The following is a 21,130-nucleotide window of genomic DNA, read 5'->3' as shown; positions in this document are numbered from 1 at the left end:
CGCTGACTTAGCATTTCTGGTTATAAGAACTATGTTTGGGCTCAATAGCCCGTCAGTTCCATATAACCTGTACCAGTATGGCTGCCAGAGAGTTGTACTGGGCCTTCCCAGTAGGGCGTCGATAATGGCATGGCGCTATTAGGATTGAGCGGGGTGATAGTGATATCGATATTCTCGCTGGGGATCTTAACTTGCCAGCTAACGGGATAGTCGCCATTGACAGTGTGTTGCCATTTAAGTGGCGTCATCTGAATGTCATTGGGATTGTCAGTGGAATTGATATTGCGCCCTGTGCCATCGGTAAACATTCTTCTGGCGCTATAAAATGCCGAGATAGGCGCATTTTTTGCGGACTCTGCTGGAGACTGATCTCGTAGTTGAAACAACATCAGCGTCGAGCCATCGTTTAATCTGAGCGCAAACCAATCCCAACCCTGTTGCGTTTTCGTGAGAAATTGCGAGCTCCACTCCCTGTCGAGCCAGCCTTGGCCTGCGACTCGCTCCACTTTGCCATTGCGGTTGATTTCACCTGAGATTTCGATAAAGGGTTGGCTGTAATAGTAAGAGGCAACTTGGCCATCGCGGCTTTTAAGGCTATAGCCGTTAGTGCCTTGGAATTGCAGTGGTGCTTGGCTGTTAAGCTGAAGTCGGTAGCTAAAATCAGGATTCTCCACCGTTAATGTGGCGGGAAAGAGAGCATTGGTTTCGCTCTGCCAGCGCCAGTTATCGAGGCGGATTTGATAGGGATCTAATTTCACCTCGGCAAACTCGCTATGGCGGCGCGACCACTTTTCGTGAGCCAGATGAGTTTGACTCGAGGTTAATGCGCTGTGGGCCAAGTAAAGCTGCTGAGTCGCCCAAGTTGATTCACTTTTGGTTGTTGTATCAGTTGCTTGCGGAGTTGCTGTTTGTGGATCTGTTGTTTGTGGAAAGGTTGCTTGCAAATCTGTGGGGTTAAGGGCAACTCTAAACTGCGTCCACTGGGCGCCGAGTTGCTCACCTTTTTCTGTGGTTAAATTGGCGGTCAGATACCACCATTCTTGGCGAAAGCCATTGTGCGCCAAGTGATCCCGCGGAAACTCAAATCTATAGCCGGGAACAACAGGGGCAAAGGCTAAATCATCTTGGTTAGTCGAGGTTTTCCCTACCACATTGGCCATGGATTTGGACTGAGTATTTGGGGGCGATGGTGTTTTATCACAGCCGCCGATAAGCATTAAGCCCACCACTGCCCATACAATACTGTTCAGATTGAGTGTTTTCATCACAGTGTCTCCTGCTGCAGACTGGCGACCAGTGGTTTGCGGGTTTGCCAATATAGCGGCAAGAGCACGGCTAAGGTGCAGGTGGCTAAGGCAATCAGTATTGCTTCGCCATAGGCTTGCCAATCCCAAATCATTTTTATCGTCCAGCCAAAGGCTTGCAAGGTGATCTTATTAATAAGCAGGTAACCTAACAGCGCGCCCGTTGGCATAGCGAGCAGGCAAGTGATCAGCACCACAATCAGCATCTGCATAAACACCATAGCGCGTAGCGCATTACGACTCACACCTAAGGAGTACAGCCGTGCCAGTGGCGCCTGCCTTGCCTGAGTCAACATTAAACAGGCACTAAAGAGGCCAATTGCGGCGACAATTAGCGTCAAACTATTTAGCACTAAGGTAATCGAAAAAGTCCGCTTAAACATGGCGATAGCTTGGGTTTTAATCTTAGTTTGGCTGTAGATTTGTGCTTGGGATAAACCTAATTCGCTTGCCAGTTGGATTTGCAGTTCATCGAGATCCGTTTCACTGATCTTGCTGCCTCGCTCTTTACCGTAAAAATTCGCCGCTAAACTTACCGGCAGTACAGGTAATTGTGCCTTTTGCCATAATGGCTGGCTGATAATCACCTCGTTGCGGGTATTGCCGTGGTCATAATAAATGCCGCCGATAATGGCTTGGCTGTTACCGGTTGTCTTAAGCGCATCCAATGACACGCTATCGCCAAGCTGCAATTGGTATTTGATGGCTAAGGGCTCGCTCACTAAGATCACGGGGGCGTTAAAGTAGGACTGCCACAGAGTTGGCAGGCTTTCTTTCAGGGCGCTGGTGTGGCGAATTGAATATTCATCACGGCTAAGTAGGCTAATTGGAATTGTTTGTGCGTTCGAACTATCCGTCGAGACAGGGAGTGAAAGCTGGGCTTCAATCTGCCACTGCTGATAAAGACCGTTGACTCTAGGATCCTGCATCAGCAGGGTTTGAATCGTGTCGATGCGCTGGCTCGGTGGGCGGATATAGAGATCGGCATGCAAGCGGGTTTCTAGCCAAGTCCGCAGGGTTTGCTCGAAGCTTCCCACTAGGGTGTTCATTGACACATTGGCACTGAGCGCCAGCAAGATCGCCATCATAGCCAAGGAGAGCGGTGCGATAAGCTCGCGGGTTTCGGCGAGCAGATATTGCCACAATCCAGGACGTGCCAAGGGCATTAATGCACTGACGCCCCAATGCAATAATTGCGGCAACAATAAGGGAATAGCGATAGCGACGATACCGAGCAACACTAAGCTGATGTTATAGCTTTGGCTGAAGGGAAACAGCAGAGCCGCTAAGGTCAATAAGCCACAGGCTAAGGCAAATTGAATGCTATGGGTTTTGCGGTGTGCCTGCATTTGCTGATAACGATTCGCCCCTTGTGCAAGTGCTTGGCGCGTAAGATCTAAATACAAGGGCAAGCAAGCGGCGAGCGCGGCAATTAAGGTGAGGGCAATTGCCTCAAAAAGCCAAGTCCATTGCCAAATACCGGGGAGCAAGTGGGCGCCATACATTTGCTCTAAGGTCATGGCGACCATAGGTTGCAGCCAGTGGCTGAGTTGCAACCCACTGATAAAGCCCAGACTTGAACCTATGACAACTAACAAAATTAATTCGAACATCAGTGCCGTCATCAAGGCGCGGCGCTCAATTCCCTGTTGTAATAACTGTACTAACAATTTTTGCCGCTTCATTAAGCTGTAGCGCACACCGTTATAGGCGATAAAGAGGCCGACAACGAAGGCTAACATGCTCATAGCATTAAGATTAAGGTGAAAACTGCGGGTCAATGCTATCAGTGCTTGGCCTTGATCCTGTTGGCTAAAGCTGGCCTTTTGGGGCGTAATCCCTAAAGCGTCGAGTTGGGATTTTAGTTTAGGTAGGTTTTCTCGCTCACTGAACATGGCGATATAGCTTAATCGGCCTTGCATGTTCAGTAATTGCTGGGCGAGGGACATATCGGCCAAGATGGCGCTGCCGAGACCAAAACTGTCATCAATTGCAATGACATCTAAGGTGCTATTTTCTAAAACAAGTTTACCTTCTGGTGCCACTTTGGCTGCTAGGCTGCGGCTCATGATTACTGTGGCTGCGCCGCTGAGGAGATCGGCAAGCGGTAAGTCATTCATCTGTGGCGAGGTAGCTGATGGTGTGTCGGTCGAGGCGTTACGTCTCGATTTTTGTAGTGTTAATGCGGCGACCAAATCGCTGCCTTCCAGTTGCCAGAACTGACCGTTTTTACCGGAAATTTTGCCGTTCACCACGGCGAGACTCTGACTTAATCCGGCTCGTCTCAAGGCGAAATAGACAGATTCATCTAAAGTGTTTTGTCCTAGGGGCGGCGTGAGTAGCACATCGGCGCGTTGGCTCAAAAGCTCAGTCGCATCGCTATAACTGCGCACCGCATTGTCGTTGGTCGCTTTAACCCCAATCAGTAGCGTCACGGCCAAAGCTATACCAAGCAGAATGGCTCCTGCTTGTATGGGCGCATGGCGATAATGGGCGATAAACACCTTTAGACTGAGCCATGTCAGTCTCAGCCCAGTCTGCTGAAGTCCAGCAGATGTTGCTTTCGTGAGCGGTTTATTGTTCATAGATAGCGACTGCACCTTGGGATAAGTGCCAACGTTTTTGCATAAAGGCGGCGCACTCTTCGCTGTGGGTCACCATTAAGATACTGGTTTGGCTTTCCCGCGCCAGTTCACACAGTAATGCCATGACTTGCTTACCCGACACATCATCTAAGTTACCTGTGGGTTCGTCGGCCAGCAGTAACGTCGGTTTATGGGCTAAGGCGCGGGCAATGGCTACGCGCTGTTGTTGACCGCCGGACAGGGCTTCAACTTGGCGGTGAAGTAATGGCATCAGTCCAAGTTTTTCAACCAGATAGTCACACCAGGCTGACCACGGCTGCGCGGTTAAACTTAAGGAGAAGGCGATATTATCTTTCACGTTGAGTGGCGTAAGTAAGTTAAATTGCTGAAATACAACACCTAAGGAATTGCGCCTGAAACGGCTCCAATCTTTGTCTTGCCAATTTGAGGTGGACGCTTGTTCTAGCAAGATCTCGCCCGAGTCAGGCATTTCAAAACCGGCGATAAGGTTAAGTAAGGTGCTTTTGCCGCTGCCGCTGGGACCGGTGAGCGCGACGGTTTCGCCTCTATGGATCTGTAGATCTACTGCTTGCAGCACTTGATGATATTGCTCGCCATCGCGAAAGCACTTGCTGATTTGGTTAAGCTTAGCGACGTCGACCATTGAGCAACTCCTTTATATCCATTGGCGGCTTATGTGGTAAGCAGTGTTTCAAGCTGTGGCTCCAACATATCCTGGCTGCAATTTAGCATTGCAATCCTGTGTTCAAGATAAAGCATTTTCTATTCAGATAGATACTGATTTTTCCTGTAATGGGATCATAAACGGAGTAACAAAACATAAATCGTCACTTGCCGTAAAAATAGTCAATTGAATTAAATCCTCGACGAACTGTGAGCAAACGGCTTGAGCTGAAGCCGCGTTTGTTGCATTCTGTGCGTCCTGTTAGCTTGAGAGTCAATCTCAATCTAACAATCCGTTCGGATGAAGGTAGCAGGAGAGTGGGGAATTGACCCCACACCGACGAGGCAACTTTGGTTTTATTTGAAGCGACGGTTTTATTGAATCGAATCTTCCCATAAAAACAAAGCACTCTTTCAGGTGCCGTAAGGCGTGGACTGTTACTGGACGAGCCTCTGGAGAGACTACCAGTTGCACTCATTGTGCAATCAGGTAGCGCCGAAGGCGAAAGTGTCGTGGTGTTATTCAAGCGACGCGAAACGCTCAGGCAAAAGGACAGAGGAGAGGATGACTGCACAGTCCCTGTCGTTTGTCGTCGTGGGCTATTTTTACCCTTTGCTTGAGATAGCGTATTTTTGCATCTATTGAAAGCACTCGTTTAGAGGACTCGCTTGCTGCGCATTTCGCGTTCAGCTGGGGTGAATCTCAGTCGAGCACAGGCTAGAAATAGTTTGCAATAGCGTCCGACTGCGGCGCGTCACAGCCATTTCTTTTCCTCCTCCGTTTATTAATTTTGTTGTTTAATATTCGAGGAATATCATGAGTTTTCAAGCTTTTCTTGCCAGTATTAATGGCATCGTCTGGGGCCCAATCACCCTTTGTTTGCTGGTGGGCACGGGGATTTACCTCACTGCACGCCTCAAGCTTATCCAAGTTTTTCGTCTGCCTATGGCGCTGGGATTGTTATTTAAACCGGCAAAAGGTCATGGGGATTTATCGTCCTTCGCAGCGCTTTGTACTGCCTTGTCCGCCACCATAGGCACGGGCAATATTGTCGGCGTGGCGACGGCCATCAAAATGGGCGGTCCTGGGGCGTTATTTTGGATGTGGCTGGCGGCATTTTTTGGCATGGCGACTAAATATGCCGAGTGTATGCTCGCAGTAAAATATCGCACGACCGATGCGCGCGGCCAGATTGCGGGTGGCCCTATGTACTATATCGAGCGCGGCCTTGGTCTGCCTTGGATGGCGAAATTGTTCGCTCTATTTGGGGTTGGTGTGGCCTTTTTCGGTATTGGTACTTTTGCGCAGGTTAACGCCATCAGCGATGCGCTGACGATTGCCTTTGAAGTACCGACTTGGTTGACGGCGACCGTGCTGACAGTGCTCGTTGCCGCCGTTACTTTAGGTGGGGTTAAGCGCATTTCGAATGTGGCGCAAAAGCTAGTGCCTGCCATGTCGATTGGTTATGTGCTGGCCTGCGTGTGGATTTTAGTGGGATTTTCTGAGCAAATTTTACCCGCCTTAGGTTTAGTGATTGAATCGGCCTTTACGCCACTCTCGGCAGCGGGAGGTTTTTTAGGGGCGACAGTGGCGCAGGCGATTCAAATCGGTATTGCTCGCGGCGTGTTTTCCAATGAATCAGGTCTTGGTAGCGCGCCGATTGCAGCGGCTGCCGCTAAGACCAATGAATCCGTTGAGCAAGGTTTAGTCAGCATGACGGGCACCTTCTTCGATACCATCATTATTTGCACTATGACGGGCTTAGTGCTGATCATCACTGGTGTGTGGAGTGGTGAAACTGCGGGCGCGGCGATGACGAGCGCGGCATTTGCCCTCGGCGGCTCAGCGGTTGTGGGTCAGTATCTGGTGACCATTGCGCTGGTGTGTTTTGCATTCACGACGATTCTAGGCTGGCATTATTACGGTGAACGCTGTTGGTATTACTTGGTCGGCGAGCGCGGTTTACGCTTGTATCAAGTGGTGTTTTTAGTACTGATCGCGGGCGGCGCTTTTATCAAGCTCGATGTGATTTGGTTATTGGCCGATACCGTTAATGGTTTGATGGCGATTCCAAACTTGATTGCCATTGTGGGCTTGAGGCATATCATCATCGCCGAAACCCAAAGTTATTTTGCCCGTATCTTACCGAATCAAACTTTAGAAACGGCTTCTTAGAGACGGCTTATTAGTGTTGTTAAAACAATAAATTACTTCACATTATTTTAACGTTCGCATTGTCGTCACTGGTTTCTTGGTTTACTTTATATGCACTATTTAAAAAATAGTGCATATAAAATCGAGGACTTTAAGGCGACGCCATGGACAAAAGTAAACTTCGTACTTTTCGCAGCAGAATATTATCCCACATAGCCTTGCCTCTCGTTTTAATCATGGCGAGCGTTTATGCTGTCAATGCTTGGTTTAGTTATCTCTCCACTGAGAATCGGCTTTACCATAGCCTGACGCAAGAGGCGAGTCACTCGGCTTCGCGTCTGCAATTGTTACTCGAGCACGCACAAGCTAATACCCAAGGCCTTGCTGATTTTATTGGTTTTTTGTCGAGTAAAGAAGATATGAATGACACTGAGAGCGTGAAAAGTGTCTTGATGAATCGGCTCAAACGTAATCCTGATTTCTTTGGCTCCGCAGTCGCGTTTAAACCCAACACCTTTCCCAATCGCAAACTCTTTTCTCCCTATGTTTACCGCGACACCAGTGGTAGCGACGATCTCCATTATATCGATATTGGTGCCGAGGGTTACGATTATACCGATGGCACTTGGGATTGGTGGAACAATGCCATCAATCAAGCGGCGGGCTACTGGTCAAAGGCCTACTTTGATGAGGGGGCGGGCAATATTCTGATGGTGACTTATTCGGCTCCTTTTGGTGAGGCGGAGCATTATTTTGGCGTCGCGACGGTTGACTTAGCGTTAGATGGCTTGCCAAAACAATTAGGAATTGCGCCTAATCGACTGGTGGTTTTAGACGATCAAGGACGGCTTATTTATCATGTTGATAAAGACAAAGTACTGGCCACGACTTCGACACAGTTGTTTGATAAAAATAAATACAGGAATGCTGACTTTTGGGCCTTACAAACGAAAGGACTTGATGGTCAGGCTAGGTTTGTTGACGACAAGGATGTGGTGTACCTCGCGAGTATTGCGACTGTCCCACAGCTAAAATGGCGCGTTATAGTGCTAGCACCAGAGCAAGATTTGTACACAGCACTGCTCGATGATATCGCATCCATAATACTCAATTTAAGTTTATTAACCCTCTTATTATTGTTGACTTGCTATCTGGCCGCTAAGCGACTAACTCGGCCGTTAGAGCAACTCGAGTCGGGTATCTTGTCCTTTGGGCAGGGGAAAACCCAGCAGCTCATAATTCCCCAAGGTGCTGTGAGTGAGATAGTGACGCTGAGCAATACCTTCAATCAAATGGCACAATTACTCGCAGAACGTGAGCAAGCCATTCTTGATTCCCGTGGTAACCGCTTTGCTCGCCTGATTGATGGTATGAGCGATAAGTCTTTCTATTGTTCCCTCGGTCCTGACGGCCAGCTGGCGCAGGTGAGCGAGGGCGTGACTAAGGTGCTGGGGATTTCCCCTGAACTGCTCAAGCGCAAATATCAAAGGCTATTTTCGGCCAATCCCCTCAATGAGCAAAACTGGCAATACACTGATTTGGCTTTGAAAGGCCAAAATGTGCCTTCGCATCAAGTGGAAATGCTGGATGATCAAGGGCATTTAAGAAGGCTCGATGTGTTTATGCAGCCATTAATGTCTGACACAGGTGAGCTAATGTCGGTGGAGATGTTATTTACCGATGTCACAGAGCAGTTTTCAGCGGCGGTCTGGTCAAATGCGGTACTGGAAGCCGCGCCCGAGGCCATGTTGATAGTTGATGAGCAGGGGAAAATCGTCTTTACAAACAGTCGCTGCCAGCAGCTCTTTGGATACGAAACGGGCGCTATGTTGGGGTTGCAGGTTGAGACGTTATTGCCGCAAGAGTTAGGAAATGGGCATGTGCTCGAGCGGCAAACATTCCTGCGCGAAGGCCGCGATAGAAGCATGGCAAATGCCCGTCATGTGCGGGCGCTAAAAGCCGATGGTAATGAATTTATTGCAGAAATAGCGCTGAGTATTCTTCCCACCGCCTTTGATGGACAGAGGCAAGTGGCGGCTTCAATACGCGATATGACACAAAAACTGGCCGTTGAGCAGAAGATCCGTGATAGCGAACAGCGTTTTCGTGGGCTAGTGACGAATATTCCCGGCGCCGTTTATCGGACTCGCATCGGGGATGTGTGGGTCATGGAATATATCAGCGACAATATCGCCGAGATTACCGGTTACGCTGCAAATCAATTTATTGAGAATCGCCAACGCACATTCGCATCCTTGATTTTGGAGGAGGATCTTGCCTTATGCCATCGCCATATCGACCGAGCGCTGGCACAACAGGAAACCTTTGAGGTGGAATACCGTATTCGCCACCGCGATGGCAGCATCCGTTGGGTGCATGAGAAAGGTAAGGCGAGTTATACCGAAGAGGGCATGCCACTCTGGTTTGACGGCAGTATCGACGATATTACCGAGAGTAAACTCGCCTTAGTCGAACTCGAAGCATCGCGTCAGCAACTGACCAATATTACTGAGTCGATTCCTTGTACTGTGTACCAATTGCAATGGCATTCTCCAACAGACAGAAGATTTGCCTTCCTCTCTGGTGCGGCAATGAAGATGCTTGGGCTACATCGTGATGATCTGATGAGCAATTTTGACATCATAGCCGAGCGGATTTTTGACGAAGAAAGACCAGATGTTGTGCGAGCATTATCGGGTCAGAGTGAAGACCGGTTGCAATGGATACGTGAGTTTCGCTATCGCCACCCTAATGGCAGCATACGTTGGATGGAAGCCGGTGCGAGCGGTCATTTGGGTGAAGAGGGTGGCATCACGTGGAATGGCTATGTGATGGACATTACCCAACGCAAAACCGTAGAGCAAGAGTTAGCCCTCAGTGAGGCGCACTTTAAGGCGCTGTTCGATGGGGCAACTATTGGCATAGTCAATGTGGATATTAAAGGCGTTATTTTAGATTGTAATGACCAATTCTGTGCCGATATGGCGCTGTCACGTAATCATTTACGTAATACCGCTATTTTTGAGGTTCTCAGTGAGCAAGATCAATCCATAGCCAAGGCGCAATTTCAGGAGTTGGTCGAAGGTAAAATTGATCATTATCGCGGCGAGCGCAGTTTTATTCGTCCTTCCGGTGCGCCTTTGTGGATGACAGTCAATGTGTCGGCACTGCTTGATGCCCAAGGACAATTTGAATCGGCCGTGATCAGCATGGTCGATATGACAGAACTTAAATTGCTCTCAGATGAACTGCTACTCGCCAAAGAGCAAGCCGATGCGGCTAGTAAAGCCAAGGGCGACTTCTTGGCGAATATGTCCCACGAAATCCGCACCCCAATGAATGCCATTATTGGCATGTCCCAGCTGTGCTTACAGACCGAGTTAGATAAAAAACAGAAGAATTATGTGGAGAAGATTGAGCGGGCATCGCAATCTTTGCTGTCGATTATCAATGATATTCTGGATTTCTCAAAGATTGAGGCGGGTAAGTTAGACATAGATTCAGTACCTTTTCAGCTCGACACTATGTTGGAAGATCTCAGCGATATGTTCTCTGAGAAAGCTGCCCATAAGCAGATTGAATTATTGTTCGCCGTTGCGCCCAACGTGCCTCGTTATCTGTTAGGGGATTCGCTGCGATTAGGCCAAGTGTTGATTAACCTGATGAATAACGCCATTAAGTTCACCGAACGCGGTGAGGTCTTGCTGTCGCTCAGTTTAGTTGAGCAGCAAGATGATGATGTCGTGCTGCGTTTTAGTGTGCGTGACAGTGGCATAGGCTTAACTGAGCAGCAGCAAGCAAAATTATTTAAATCTTTTACCCAGGCGGATACTTCAACCACCCGTAAATACGGTGGCACAGGTTTAGGTTTGGCTATTTGTAAGCAGCTCGTCGAACTGATGGGCGGGAAGATAGGGGTTGAAAGTCAGTTCGGTCATGGCAGCACTTTTTATTTCACAGTTAAGTTGCACATTTCCGATGGTCAGAAATTAGTCCTCGAACAAGAGCTTGAAGGCATGTCTGTGCTGGTGGTCGATGATAACGCGACCGCCAGAGATATTATGCGCACTACACTCGAAAGTATGGGCTTTAGGGTCGATACAGTGCGCTCGGGTGAAGAAGCGATAAGCCGCTGCCTACTGCAAGCCTATGAAGTGGCGTTAATCGATTGGAAAATGCCTAACATGGATGGGCTGGAAACCGCGCGTCAAATCCAATTGCATGCTCAGTCGCAGCCTCAATCACAACCTCAGTATCAGCCCAAAATTTTAATGGTCTCTGCCCATGCGGATCATGAGTTCCTCACTCAAATTGAGCAACTGGCTTTAGCGGGATACATCAGTAAACCCATCAGTGCCTCACGCTTACTCGACGGCATAATGAATGCGATTGGCCGCGAAGGCATTTTGCCAGTAAGGCGCCGCACCGAAGAGCTGGCACCACAGTTGTTATTGCCACTGCAAGGGAAGCGTATCCTGTTAGTGGAAGATAACGAGATGAATCTCGAAGTCGCCAGTGAGTTTTTAGAGCAAGTGGGGATTATTTTATCCATAGCGACCAATGGCCAAATCGCTTTAGATAAACTGTCGCAGCAGCATTTCGATCTAGTGTTAATGGACTGCCAAATGCCGGTCATGGATGGTTATCAAGCCACTCAGGCGATAAGAAAAAGACCCGAGTTGGCCAGTTTACCCGTCGTCGCCATGACAGCCAATGCGATGGCGGGTGATAGGGACATGTGCATCAGGGCGGGCATGAACGACCATATCGCCAAACCGATAGAAGTGAATGTTCTTTATCAAACCCTGTTGAAATACCTCGCACCCGCATCTGAAACGGCTGCAGTAGATACCTTTACTCAATCGATATTGAGTAGCACTAAGGGTGAGGCAGGCAATAGTGCAGAACAAACCGTATTGCTTAAATGGCCAGAGCACCCAGAGCTGGATATCGATAGAGGTTTGCAACTGGTGCAACACTCGACGCGGCTTTATCAACGTATATTTGATCGTTTTGTGAGCAGTCAGCGTAATGTGGTGGAACAGGTTCGCAAAGCCATCGCAGCGAATCAAGTCGAAGATGCAGTGCGTATTGCCCATACCCTTAAAGGCTTAGCGGGCAATTTAAGCTCGGCTAAATTGGTGGAGTTAGCGCGTTTACTTGAGTTGCATTTAACTGAGAATGCGTCCTTTGAAGATGAGTTAGTTCAAATTCAACCGCTAGTGGCTTCTATTTGCGATGCGATTGAATACGCCAAACCCGCAGCGGTGAATCCAGCCGAACCCCAAGATGTTGACTTGTTATCTACAGAGGATTTAAGGGCGGCATTACAGGCCTTACGTCAGAATCTAGATGAAGCCGATGCCAGCGCTGTGGCAAAAATTGATGCGTTAAAGCCGAAGGTGAGTAGTGCAATGTGGCAAACATTAAGCCCCGCTTTATCTATGATTAACCAGTATCAGTTTGATGAGGCAATCGACTTAATTGACGATGTGATTACACAGTTAGGATAGAAAGCGGTAGCGCGAATTTATAATGTGTGACATTGAGTGGAGTTGTTAATGGAAAAAGCAACAATATTAGTCGTCGATGACACACCTGAGAATATTGATATTTTGATCGGTATTCTAGGTGATGATTACAAAGTCAAAGTGGCGATCGATGGGCCAAGGGCATTAGCGTTAGTGACAAAATCGCGGCCTGACTTGATTCTGCTCGATGTCATGATGCCAGGTATGAATGGCTATGAAGTCTGCAAGCTGCTAAAGCAAGAGCCGCTGACCAGCCATATTCCGGTGATATTCGTGACCGCCTTATCTGAAATTGCTGATGAAGCCCAAGGTTTTGCATTGGGCGCGGTGGATTATATTACTAAGCCTGTCAGTGCGCCTGTCGTTAAAGCGCGGGTTAAAACGCATCTTGCGCTCTATGATCAAAAACGTCTACTCGAACAACAAGTTAAAGTTCGTACCCACGAATTAGAAGAAACCCGTTTCGAGATTATCCGTCGTCTTGGCCGTGCTGCTGAATACAAGGACAACGAGACGGGTCTACATGTTGTGCGTATGAGCCATTACGCCCGCATATTAGCGATAAAGCTCGGCTTACCGACAACCTTTTGTGACTTGATTTTTAATGCGGCGCCTATGCACGATATTGGTAAAATCGGTACGCCCGATGCTGTGCTGAAAAAGCCAGGGAAACTTGATGCGCAGGAATGGGAAATTATGCAGCAGCACGCCGCCATAGGTGCAGAAATTATTGGAGAACATAGCGATCCGTTATTGCAAATGGCCCGTCGTATCGCCTTAACTCACCATGAGAAGTGGGATGGTTCAGGTTACCCCAATGGCTTGGTAGGTGAAGAAATTCCCCTTGAAGGGCGTATCACCGCGATTGCGGATGTGTTCGATGCGCTGACTTCGCAACGGCCTTACAAGCAGGCTTGGACGATTGAAGCAACTATGGAGCTATTTGAAAATCAAGCGGGAAAACATTTCGATCCTAAGTTGGTGGAGGAGTTCAAGCAAATCCTGCCAGAAGCAATTGCCATTCGAGATACTTATTTAGAAAATTGATGCTCGAAGTGCATTGACTAAGGTAAAGGCGCCATTGGCGCCTTTATTTTGCTTCAATATTTTATACTAATTATATTAAATCAAAGCATTACGCTTCATCTAATGAGTAGGGCAGGGCTTGGATCGTTAAATGTGATTGCTCATCATCGGCAAAACGCAGTTTAGTCTCGTTGCTGGTATCGTTGGCAAGCACCGCAGTTAACAACACTTGGTTGCCACGCTGTACAAACTCAATAATATGGCCGCCACGGCGAAAGCCATCTTCCATCGCGATTTCAAGGCCAGATTCTAGGCTGATTTGCTGATCAGTATGGCCGCGCAGAATATACAGGGCGCGTTTATTACCACCGCGATACTTCATCCGCGCTATGGTTTCTTGCCCCATGTAACAGCCTTTATTGAAGCTAATGCCGTTAACCGCTTGTAGATTACACATCTGCGGTACGTATTGGCTGGCATGGCTTGGCGCTAAGTTAGGGTATCCCGCGACGATTTCTAACGCTTGCCAAGCACTGGCATCAAATACGCTCAGCTTTGATTTGGCCACTAAAGCAGCGGCAGCCTCTGGGGTTAACATTAAAATAAAACGGTCAGCGTCTTTTAAAATCGCGCCATGTTCAATGGGCGTGAATTCTTGATGAATGTCGCCAAAATGTTCGCTCACGAACTGGCTTGCTTGTTCACCGGCGACCCCGAGCAGAGTCCATTCAGCGGATGCATTGCTTAAGGTAGCTTTGCTAAATACGGCATATTTTTGTAACTGGGGTAAATCGACTTCGATGGCATCCTTTGGCATTAGCATAAAGAGCGCATCTTGGATGGCAAAGGTCCTGAAACTGGCCAGCATTTTACCTTTTGGATCGCAATGTGCGCCCCAGCGCCATTGGTTATCGGCTAATGAGCTGATGTCAGTGGTCACTTGGCCATGGATGAAACTGCGGCCTTGTTCTCCAACCACTTTGATAAGGCCCATATGAGATAAGTTGGCAAGCATGAGTGGAGGCAAAGAAGCGTCCAGATCCCAATGGGGCGTAGAAACTGAAATAGTCATAGCGAGATCCTGAAAATGAAGACGATGTGAGAGGCTAGATTGTAACGGAATTCCTTTAGGCCCAAAAGCATAAGGCGCACATATCTGTGAATGACATGTGCGCCTCAGTCTGTGTACTTTAGCCGATACGCTTAATGCGATTGGGCTTAACTCTTAAAACAGCACGCGGGTACGCAGTGTGCCTTCAATCGCCTTCAACTCTACTAAGGCTTCTTCGGCTTGGTGGGTGTCGACTTCCATGACCACATAACCAATCTCAGCGGTGGTTTGCAGATATTGCGCGGCAATGTTGATGCCTTTTTCCGAGAAGGCTTGGTTGATCTTGATCAGCACGCCTGGACGGTTTTGGTGAATATGCAGTAAGCGTGAGGTGCCTTTATGCATAGGCAGCGAAACTTCAGGGAAGTTAACTGCAGATACGGTCGAGCCGTTGTCTGAGTATTTAGCGAGCTTGCCAGCGACTTCGATACCAATGTTTTCTTGGGCTTCAGCGGTACTGCCGCCCACATGCGGTGTCAGCAATACGTTATCAAGACCTCGAAGTGGGCTGATAAATTCATCGTCATTAGATTGCGGCTCAACTGGGAACACATCAATTGCCGCGCCCGCAAGGTGACGCTCTTTCAAGGCGACCGTTAAGGCCTCGATATCGACTACAGTACCGCGTGATGCGTTGATAAAGATGCTACCCTTTTTCATCGCCGCAAATTCAGCTGCGCCTATCATGTCTTTGGTTTGTGGGGTTTCTGGTACGTGTAAACTCACTACGTCAGCTTGCGCCAGTAACTGTTCCATTGAATGAATTTGCTGTGCATTGCCTAGCGGCAGTTTGTCTTCGATATCGAAGAACACCACGCGCATGCCCAGCGTCTCAGCCAGAATACCAAGCTGAGTACCGATATGACCGTAACCGATTACGCCTAAGGTTTTACCGCGCACTTCGTAGCTGCCAGCGGCGGTTTTCATCCAGCCACCACGGTGGGCGATGGCGTTACGCTCAGGGATACCGCGCATCAGCATAATGATTTCGCCAATCACGAGTTCGGCAACACTTCGCGTGTTGGAGAATGGTGCGTTAAATACTGGGATACCAAGGGATTCGGCGGTGGCAAGATCAACTTGGTTGGTTCCGATACAGAAGCAACCGATCGCGATCAACTTCTCGGCACGTTTCAGCACCTCGGCAGTTAATTGGGTACGTGAACGAAGTCCCACGAAATGTGCATCTTTGATGGATTCAATTAATGCTTCATCACCTAATGAGGCTTTGTGGTATTCGATGTTGGTGTATCCCGCACGCTCAAGTACATCGACTGCAGATTGGTGGACGCCTTCCAACAGCAGGATCTTGATCTTATCCTTGTCCAGCGAATGTTTCGCCATGATATGGGTACCCTCTAATTAATAGAAATGTTTCTTATGATATGCTGACAACCTTCACCCACCAAAATAGCACTTTTTTTACTCAGTGTGGAGGGCTAGATGGCTAAAGTTAATATTCTAAATTAAGAACAATATCGCATAAGAGGAAGAAACATTGAATAACAAAATCGCGTGGTGTGCTATTTACCTCTTAGTGCTCGTTTGGTCGGCGATAAATCCCGCAGATCCTTTCACTTGGTGGCTCGAAGCGGCTCCCGCATTAGTGGCTGTGCCACTGCTATTTTTTACCCGCAAACGCTTCCCGTTGACGCCGCTGGTGTATGTTTTAGTGTTAGCCCATTGCTGTGTGCTGTTTGTTGGCGCGCATTACACCTATGCTGAAGTGCCATTATTCGACACGATTGCCCATTGGATGGGTTCAGAACGTAATAATTACGACAAGTTAGGTCACTTTGCGCAAGGTTTTATCCCTGCCATGCTAGCGCGTGAAATTATGCTGCGTAATCAAGCGGTCAAACCCGGTGCTTGGTGTGCGTTTTTGGTCACATGTTTTGTGCTCGCGTTTTCGGCGTTTTATGAACTCATTGAATGGTGGGTTGCCGTGGCAACAGGTGAAGGCGCTGAAGCCTTTTTGGGAACCCAAGGCTATGTGTGGGACACTCAATCAGATATGTTAATGGCATTAATTGGCGCAATTGTCGCACTCGTTTTATTGTCTCGTTTTCAAGATAAGCAAATAGCAGCACTTAAACTCAGACGCTAGTGGCCGTGAGTTGCTGATTGTTTCAGCTTGAGTCATAAGTTCATTCTTCCATAAAGCTTCTAACATGAGTGTGATGGCATTTAGCTGTCACACTTTCTTATTGCCTGCATGTTATTTTTGTGTTGCAACTTTCGATGGGTGTCTTCATAGTTTGAAAGTACTAGATTTCGTGAGTCGGTTAAACCTAATGGAGTTTTATGCTGTTATTGCAATTATATTCCGTCAGTTAGTCGAACTTACTAGGATTTAAAAGGGAATAGTACATTTGGGTGATGTTTTTCAGTCTTTAACTAGTCAGAATCAACTAGGTTAATGGAATGTTTAAAAATCTAACTAAAGAGGCTGGTCAAACATACCATTTTGCTAATAGAAAATACTTTTCAGGGAGGAGAGTCATTGAGCACAATTAATGAATTAGTTTTTTTACATCAAATGGCGGCACCATGTCATTTAGCGTTACTCGCTGAATCCATAGGCTTGAAAACTCGTATCGTTAAGCATGCGGCGGAATTAGATTTAGATAAGAGTCGTCGAAGTTTTTATCTGATCACCCAAAAAGGCGCTGCACTCGATAACAAGGGGATCCCTTTGTTGGCTTCGCGCTTAGTGTCACATTTTCCCGTGGCGCTATACCAAGTTGAGCGTGACTCTTTAGATCAAGAGTCGGCTATGTTACTCGGTATTCGTGGTTTGTTGTTTGCCGATCAACGTTTGGATTTGATGTTGACGGGTTTGCGTAAAATGGTGGCAGAGGAGTTGTGGTACGACAGAACATTACTGAGTAAAGTGTTCCGTCGTGTAGTACAAAAGCTCGATGGCAATAATGAGATGCTCTCCGATACAGTGGCTATGCTACAGATGCTGACTTCCCGTGAGCGCACTATTATTCAATTTGTGTCGAGTGGCGCGAGGAATAAAGAAATCGCCCACAGATTGTGCATCAGCGAACATACGGTGAAGGCTCATATTTCCTCTATCTTCCGTAAAACCCAGTCCCGTAATCGTGTTGAGTTGTTGCGTTGGGCACAAACCTATCAGACTCACTTTGAGCTGTGCAGCTAGGTAGTTAAAGATATTGATCGTTAGCTTTTCGCTTTGAGTGGTTAATGTTAATAATTGCTGATTAGTCAGAATAGGAAAGCGGGAATGTTTGATTAAACATTCCCGCTTTTTGTTCAACACCCTTTTGATAAACCACCAAAGAGTGTAGCTGTGGTGGTTTTAACAGGATTGACTAGTATTGCACTACAGTAGCAACGTTCATATTGCCTGATTGATTAACGCTGATGCTGTTGTTATTGCCAGCTTGAGAGCCTAGTACTAAGTTATCGTTACCTGTTTGAGTGATCAACAGGCTGTTATTATCACCGCTTACTTCAAATGAACTACTTGCGTCACCACCAATCCAGTTACCGTTACCTGTTTGAGCAATTTGTGCAGTGTTTTCATCACCTTCGATAATCAAATCGATAAGGTTAAGATCGCCATTTTGCAGTGCAGTGACATCGGCATTATTGTTGCCAGCAATGGAAATGACGGCTTCGTTTTGAGCGCCATCTTGCTCAACATCCACTTCGTTATCGCTACCTACTGCATCGACATAGGCAAAGTTAGTATCACCTTCTTGGCTAACTTCAATACTGTTATCTTGACCATCAGCAAAGGCAACGATTTCGTTGTTATTGCCTTTAGAAGATAAATCGAAGTCGTTATCTGTGCCGTAGGCGCCAAAGGTTGCGAAGTTAGCATCGCCTTTTTGTTTCAAGTCAACGTCGTTGCTATCGCCCCATACTTGGAACTCTGCACCGTTGACATCGCCTTTTTGAGTGATAGTAATATCGTTATCATCACCTTGGATATCGGCCACTAAAGTATCGCCGATAGTGTTGCCGCTGCCATTTTGGGTAATATCGACAGTGTTGTCATCACCCGTAGTCATAGCAAGATAAGCTGTGTTGCCGTTACCTTTTTGATCCATTGAAATATCGTTGTCGCTGCCAGCAAGAGCGTAAACGAAGCCAACATGATTATCACCTTTTTGGACCATGTCTACTGTGTTGTTGTCGCCTGCAATACCTTTAGCCGCGCCAAAGTTATTGTTACCCGCTTGATTAACAGAAACGTCGTTGTTGTTACCCACGTTAGCGGTTAAATCAAGGGCGATTAGACCCGCTTGGTTGTTGTCACCCACTTGGGTTATTTTCCCGTCGTTGTTGTTGCCTTCAACGCGGAATACTGCAAAGTTAGCATCGCCTTCTTGCTCAACAAATACGCTGTTTTCAACGCCAGTGATTTCAACTTGGCTTTCGTTGACTTCGCCTAATTGACTCACGATTGCAGTGTTATTGTTGCCAGTAACATCATTGCTGCTTTGGTTAAAGAAACCGTCTTGCGACACATTGACATTGTTGTTGTCACCGACAACATTTGCACTTGCCACATGCCAATCAGCTTGTTGTGTTATCTGGACTTTGTTTTCTGCACCCGTCGAATTAATTGCGGCTTCATGCCACACACCGTCTTGGATAACGGTTGCGGTTTGATCGTTACCTGTTTGCACAACTGCTGCAGCATTAAGGCCACCCGTTTGTGAGACTAAGGTGTCTTGGGCTTGGCCTGACTGTACTACGCTAATTTCGCTCACTGTACTGGCAGCAAAGGCTTGACCGCTTAAACCTGTTGCAATGGCCAAAGCAATAAGTGATTTTTTAGCTTGTGATTTCATGTGACGCTCCCTGTTTAATATTGAGTTATTGAGATTGCAGCACCGTCTGCAATCTGTTGAATCGAAAAATTGCCGCTTCCTAGCTGGTTCAGTTGCACGAGATTGTTATTGCCAATTTGTGTCACTGAAGCCGTATTTTGACTGCCCACTTGCAGTAGTTGCACTTTATTGTTTGAACCAATCTGCGTGATTAGCGCATCGTTATCATTGCCGACTTGTGTCACATCGGCTTTGTTATCGTTGCCTGATTGGAACAGTAATCCTTGGTTAGCATTGCCTTGTTGCACCAGTTCGATAAGGTTATCGCGACCGGAACGTTCCAGTAATGCCTGCAGGGTTATAGGTAACTCATTGACATTCAGCTCTTGTGCTGAGGTCATACAACTACAGAGCAGGAGCAGCGGTACCAAAAAGCGTATAGAGGTATTTGGCACGGGTGACTCCTTGCATCAAATATCTTGGGCTGTCTATAACAACAGACACTCCAAATTCAGCTCTGAAGATACGAGTCCCGTTAACATGTCGCAATTGGCCAAAAGGGTATTTATTACGCAAAGGATTCACAGTAGATAAATGATGGAAGTATCGTTATCCAATTGATTCAGTAGTTTTTATCTGTTTTTTAGAGAATGTTTTTTTAGGCTGAGTAGTCTAGTTGGCCTAGTAGTTAAGTCGTATTCGTTGCTAAGCAATCTCATCATTTTTAAACAAGGGGGCAACAAAATTAAGCAATGGATCGACTGTCACGTGATATTTTTCGGGGAAAAAAATTATAGGAAATATGGTGGGAATAGTGCTGTTGGATTGACTCAATTTAAGGGCTATTTAGCGGTATTACAGCGTGTTAAAAGGTGAACTAGAAGGTTTGAACTTCGGCTGTCCTTAAAGAGTGATGAAGAGTCCATGAGCGGTTTAATGAGTTAAAAAATTCAACCATAGTGGTCGAATTCCTTGGTGAATGAGTGACAAGCTGAGCACTAACCTTTTATATGAGATCAGTGTTTCTCTGGCTCCTTCGATTCTTCAGGGGAGACCTCTGCACTGATCTGGCTTTTTCTATCCTTCAGTTGCTGCATTGCGCTGTTATTGTTCACAGTCAGCGCATTGAAGCGAGTATTGATATCGTCCATTTCGTTGATGTATTCAGGATCGCTTTTTTCTTTATTTTGCCAATAACGTTTACGTTCTAGTTTTTGTAATTCACTGGCGCGCAGAATTTCAAAATAACTGTTCTCCTGTTTAAGTCGATAGATTTCGCCATCGAGTAATTGCAGCAATTTTTCTTTAGAAATGGTTTGGCGATTCAGTAGCGCTTGCAGGGGATCGACTGGAATGTCCCTTTTATCTGAGTCGACTTCTGTGGTGATCCCCAACTGATATTCGATTTTATGTTGGCTAAATTCCTGCGGGCAAGCGGTTTGGCTAAAGACAATTTTGTCATCTTTACGGCATTTATAAATGGTATTTGCCTGTACTGCACTTGGCAAAATAACACAGATTAGGGTGAGTATCAGTCTTACCATTAGGCCACAAATCCTTTGTACACTTGCATAGCGATTATGATTTAGTTCTTTGATTACAATCGATAAATAGTAAGCTTAATGCTTGCGCTATTAAGTCTATTCAATCAGTGATTTATGCCTCGTCCCATGGGACGTTGGTTTTTTGGGCCATTAAACCTAAGGTATTAAAGTATTAGCTATATATCAGTAAAGGGGCAAATTTACTGTGTTTATTGTAGTGGCCAAGATTTTACTTATCGCTAACATCTGCATCATACTATGGCGTAAGTTAAGGGATAAAACCAGTTTTTTGACGATTCAATTTTTTGGCGCTAAGGTTGATTCTAAACGATAAATTTAATGGTGCGCGGCAGATTCAAAGTATAAAAAAGGGAGCGAG

Annotated in this window: 13 protein-coding genes and 1 riboswitch; of the genes, 5 read left to right on the top strand and 8 right to left on the bottom strand. The window is 46.8% G+C overall.

Annotation, left to right across the window (positions count from 1 at the left end):
• Positions 1-41 precede the first annotated feature (41 nt).
• Genes Q4Q49_RS20425 through Q4Q49_RS20415 form a run of 3 tightly spaced genes read right to left on the bottom strand, consistent with a single transcriptional unit; the run spans position 42 to position 4,553 of the window.
• Entirely contained in the window at positions 42-1,265 is a 1,224-nt protein-coding gene (locus tag Q4Q49_RS20425) for a lipocalin-like domain-containing protein (RefSeq protein WP_312000299.1), read from the bottom strand.
• Complete coding sequence (locus tag Q4Q49_RS20420) at positions 1,265-3,889, bottom strand: ABC transporter permease (protein ID WP_312000298.1); 2,625 nt, start codon at positions 3,887-3,889, stop codon at positions 1,265-1,267. Before Q4Q49_RS20420 ends, Q4Q49_RS20425 begins: the two co-directional genes overlap by 1 nt.
• Positions 3,879-4,553 carry an ABC transporter ATP-binding protein gene (locus Q4Q49_RS20415; protein ID WP_312000297.1) on the bottom strand — a complete coding sequence of 225 codons (675 nt, stop codon included), beginning with the start codon at positions 4,551-4,553 and terminating at the stop codon, positions 3,879-3,881. Before Q4Q49_RS20415 ends, Q4Q49_RS20420 begins: the two co-directional genes overlap by 11 nt.
• Before the next feature lie 463 nt (positions 4,554-5,016).
• A riboswitch (glycine riboswitch) is annotated at positions 5,017-5,140 on the top strand.
• A gap of 250 nt (positions 5,141-5,390) precedes the next feature.
• Between Q4Q49_RS20415 and Q4Q49_RS20410 the strand changes: the two genes are divergently transcribed.
• The 3 genes from Q4Q49_RS20410 (at position 5,391) to Q4Q49_RS20400 (ending at position 13,306) form a co-directional block, all read left to right on the top strand.
• Positions 5,391-6,749, top strand: a complete 1,359-nt coding sequence (locus Q4Q49_RS20410) for a sodium:alanine symporter family protein (RefSeq protein ID WP_261273452.1) — start codon at positions 5,391-5,393, stop codon at positions 6,747-6,749.
• Between the two features lie 143 nt (positions 6,750-6,892).
• The gene (locus Q4Q49_RS20405) at positions 6,893-12,241 is read left to right on the top strand and encodes a PAS domain S-box protein (protein WP_312000296.1); all 5,349 of its coding nucleotides are present in this window, start codon (positions 6,893-6,895) and stop codon (positions 12,239-12,241) included.
• A gap of 48 nt (positions 12,242-12,289) precedes the next feature.
• Positions 12,290-13,306 carry a two-component system response regulator gene (locus Q4Q49_RS20400; RefSeq protein WP_028759378.1) on the top strand — a complete coding sequence of 339 codons (1,017 nt, stop codon included), beginning with the start codon at positions 12,290-12,292 and terminating at the stop codon, positions 13,304-13,306.
• A gap of 88 nt (positions 13,307-13,394) precedes the next feature.
• On the opposite strand, the gene ygfZ is transcribed toward Q4Q49_RS20400, so the two are convergent.
• A complete protein-coding gene (gene ygfZ / locus Q4Q49_RS20395) occupies positions 13,395-14,357 on the bottom strand; it encodes a tRNA-modifying protein YgfZ (protein WP_312000295.1) in 963 nt (320 codons plus the stop codon).
• Between the two features lie 153 nt (positions 14,358-14,510).
• Complete coding sequence (serA, locus tag Q4Q49_RS20390) at positions 14,511-15,740, bottom strand: phosphoglycerate dehydrogenase (protein WP_012088338.1); 1,230 nt, start codon at positions 15,738-15,740, stop codon at positions 14,511-14,513.
• Positions 15,741-15,894: 154 nt separating this feature from the next.
• On the opposite strand from serA, the gene Q4Q49_RS20385 reads away from it, so the two are divergent.
• Both Q4Q49_RS20385 and Q4Q49_RS20380 read left to right on the top strand, forming a co-directional pair.
• Complete coding sequence (locus Q4Q49_RS20385; protein WP_012088339.1) at positions 15,895-16,503, top strand: DUF2238 domain-containing protein; 609 nt, start codon at positions 15,895-15,897, stop codon at positions 16,501-16,503.
• 396 nt (positions 16,504-16,899) lie between these two features.
• Positions 16,900-17,565: a LuxR C-terminal-related transcriptional regulator gene (locus Q4Q49_RS20380; RefSeq protein WP_006085993.1), complete on the top strand. Its 666-nt coding sequence runs from the start codon at positions 16,900-16,902 to the stop codon at positions 17,563-17,565.
• A 172-nt stretch (positions 17,566-17,737) separates the two neighbouring features.
• Here Q4Q49_RS20380 and Q4Q49_RS20375 read toward each other — a convergent pair whose 3' ends face one another.
• The 3 genes from Q4Q49_RS20375 to Q4Q49_RS20365 all read right to left on the bottom strand — a co-directional run bounded on the left by Q4Q49_RS20375 (position 17,738) and on the right by Q4Q49_RS20365 (position 20,751).
• A complete protein-coding gene (locus Q4Q49_RS20375) occupies positions 17,738-19,228 on the bottom strand; it encodes a curlin (RefSeq protein WP_311988093.1) in 1,491 nt (496 codons plus the stop codon).
• A gap of 14 nt (positions 19,229-19,242) precedes the next feature.
• Entirely contained in the window at positions 19,243-19,662 is a 420-nt protein-coding gene (locus tag Q4Q49_RS20370; RefSeq protein WP_107946592.1) for a curlin, read from the bottom strand.
• A gap of 561 nt (positions 19,663-20,223) precedes the next feature.
• A complete protein-coding gene (locus Q4Q49_RS20365; protein WP_107946593.1) occupies positions 20,224-20,751 on the bottom strand; it encodes a hypothetical protein in 528 nt (175 codons plus the stop codon).
• Positions 20,752-21,130 lie beyond the last annotated feature (379 nt).

Origin of the sequence: Shewanella sp. SP1S1-7, assembly GCF_031932105.1 — a bacterium.
GTDB lineage: Bacteria > Pseudomonadota > Gammaproteobacteria > Enterobacterales > Shewanellaceae > Shewanella > Shewanella baltica.
The sequence above is the reverse complement of the archived record's forward strand: the minus strand, read 5'-3'. Positions and strand labels throughout refer to the sequence as shown.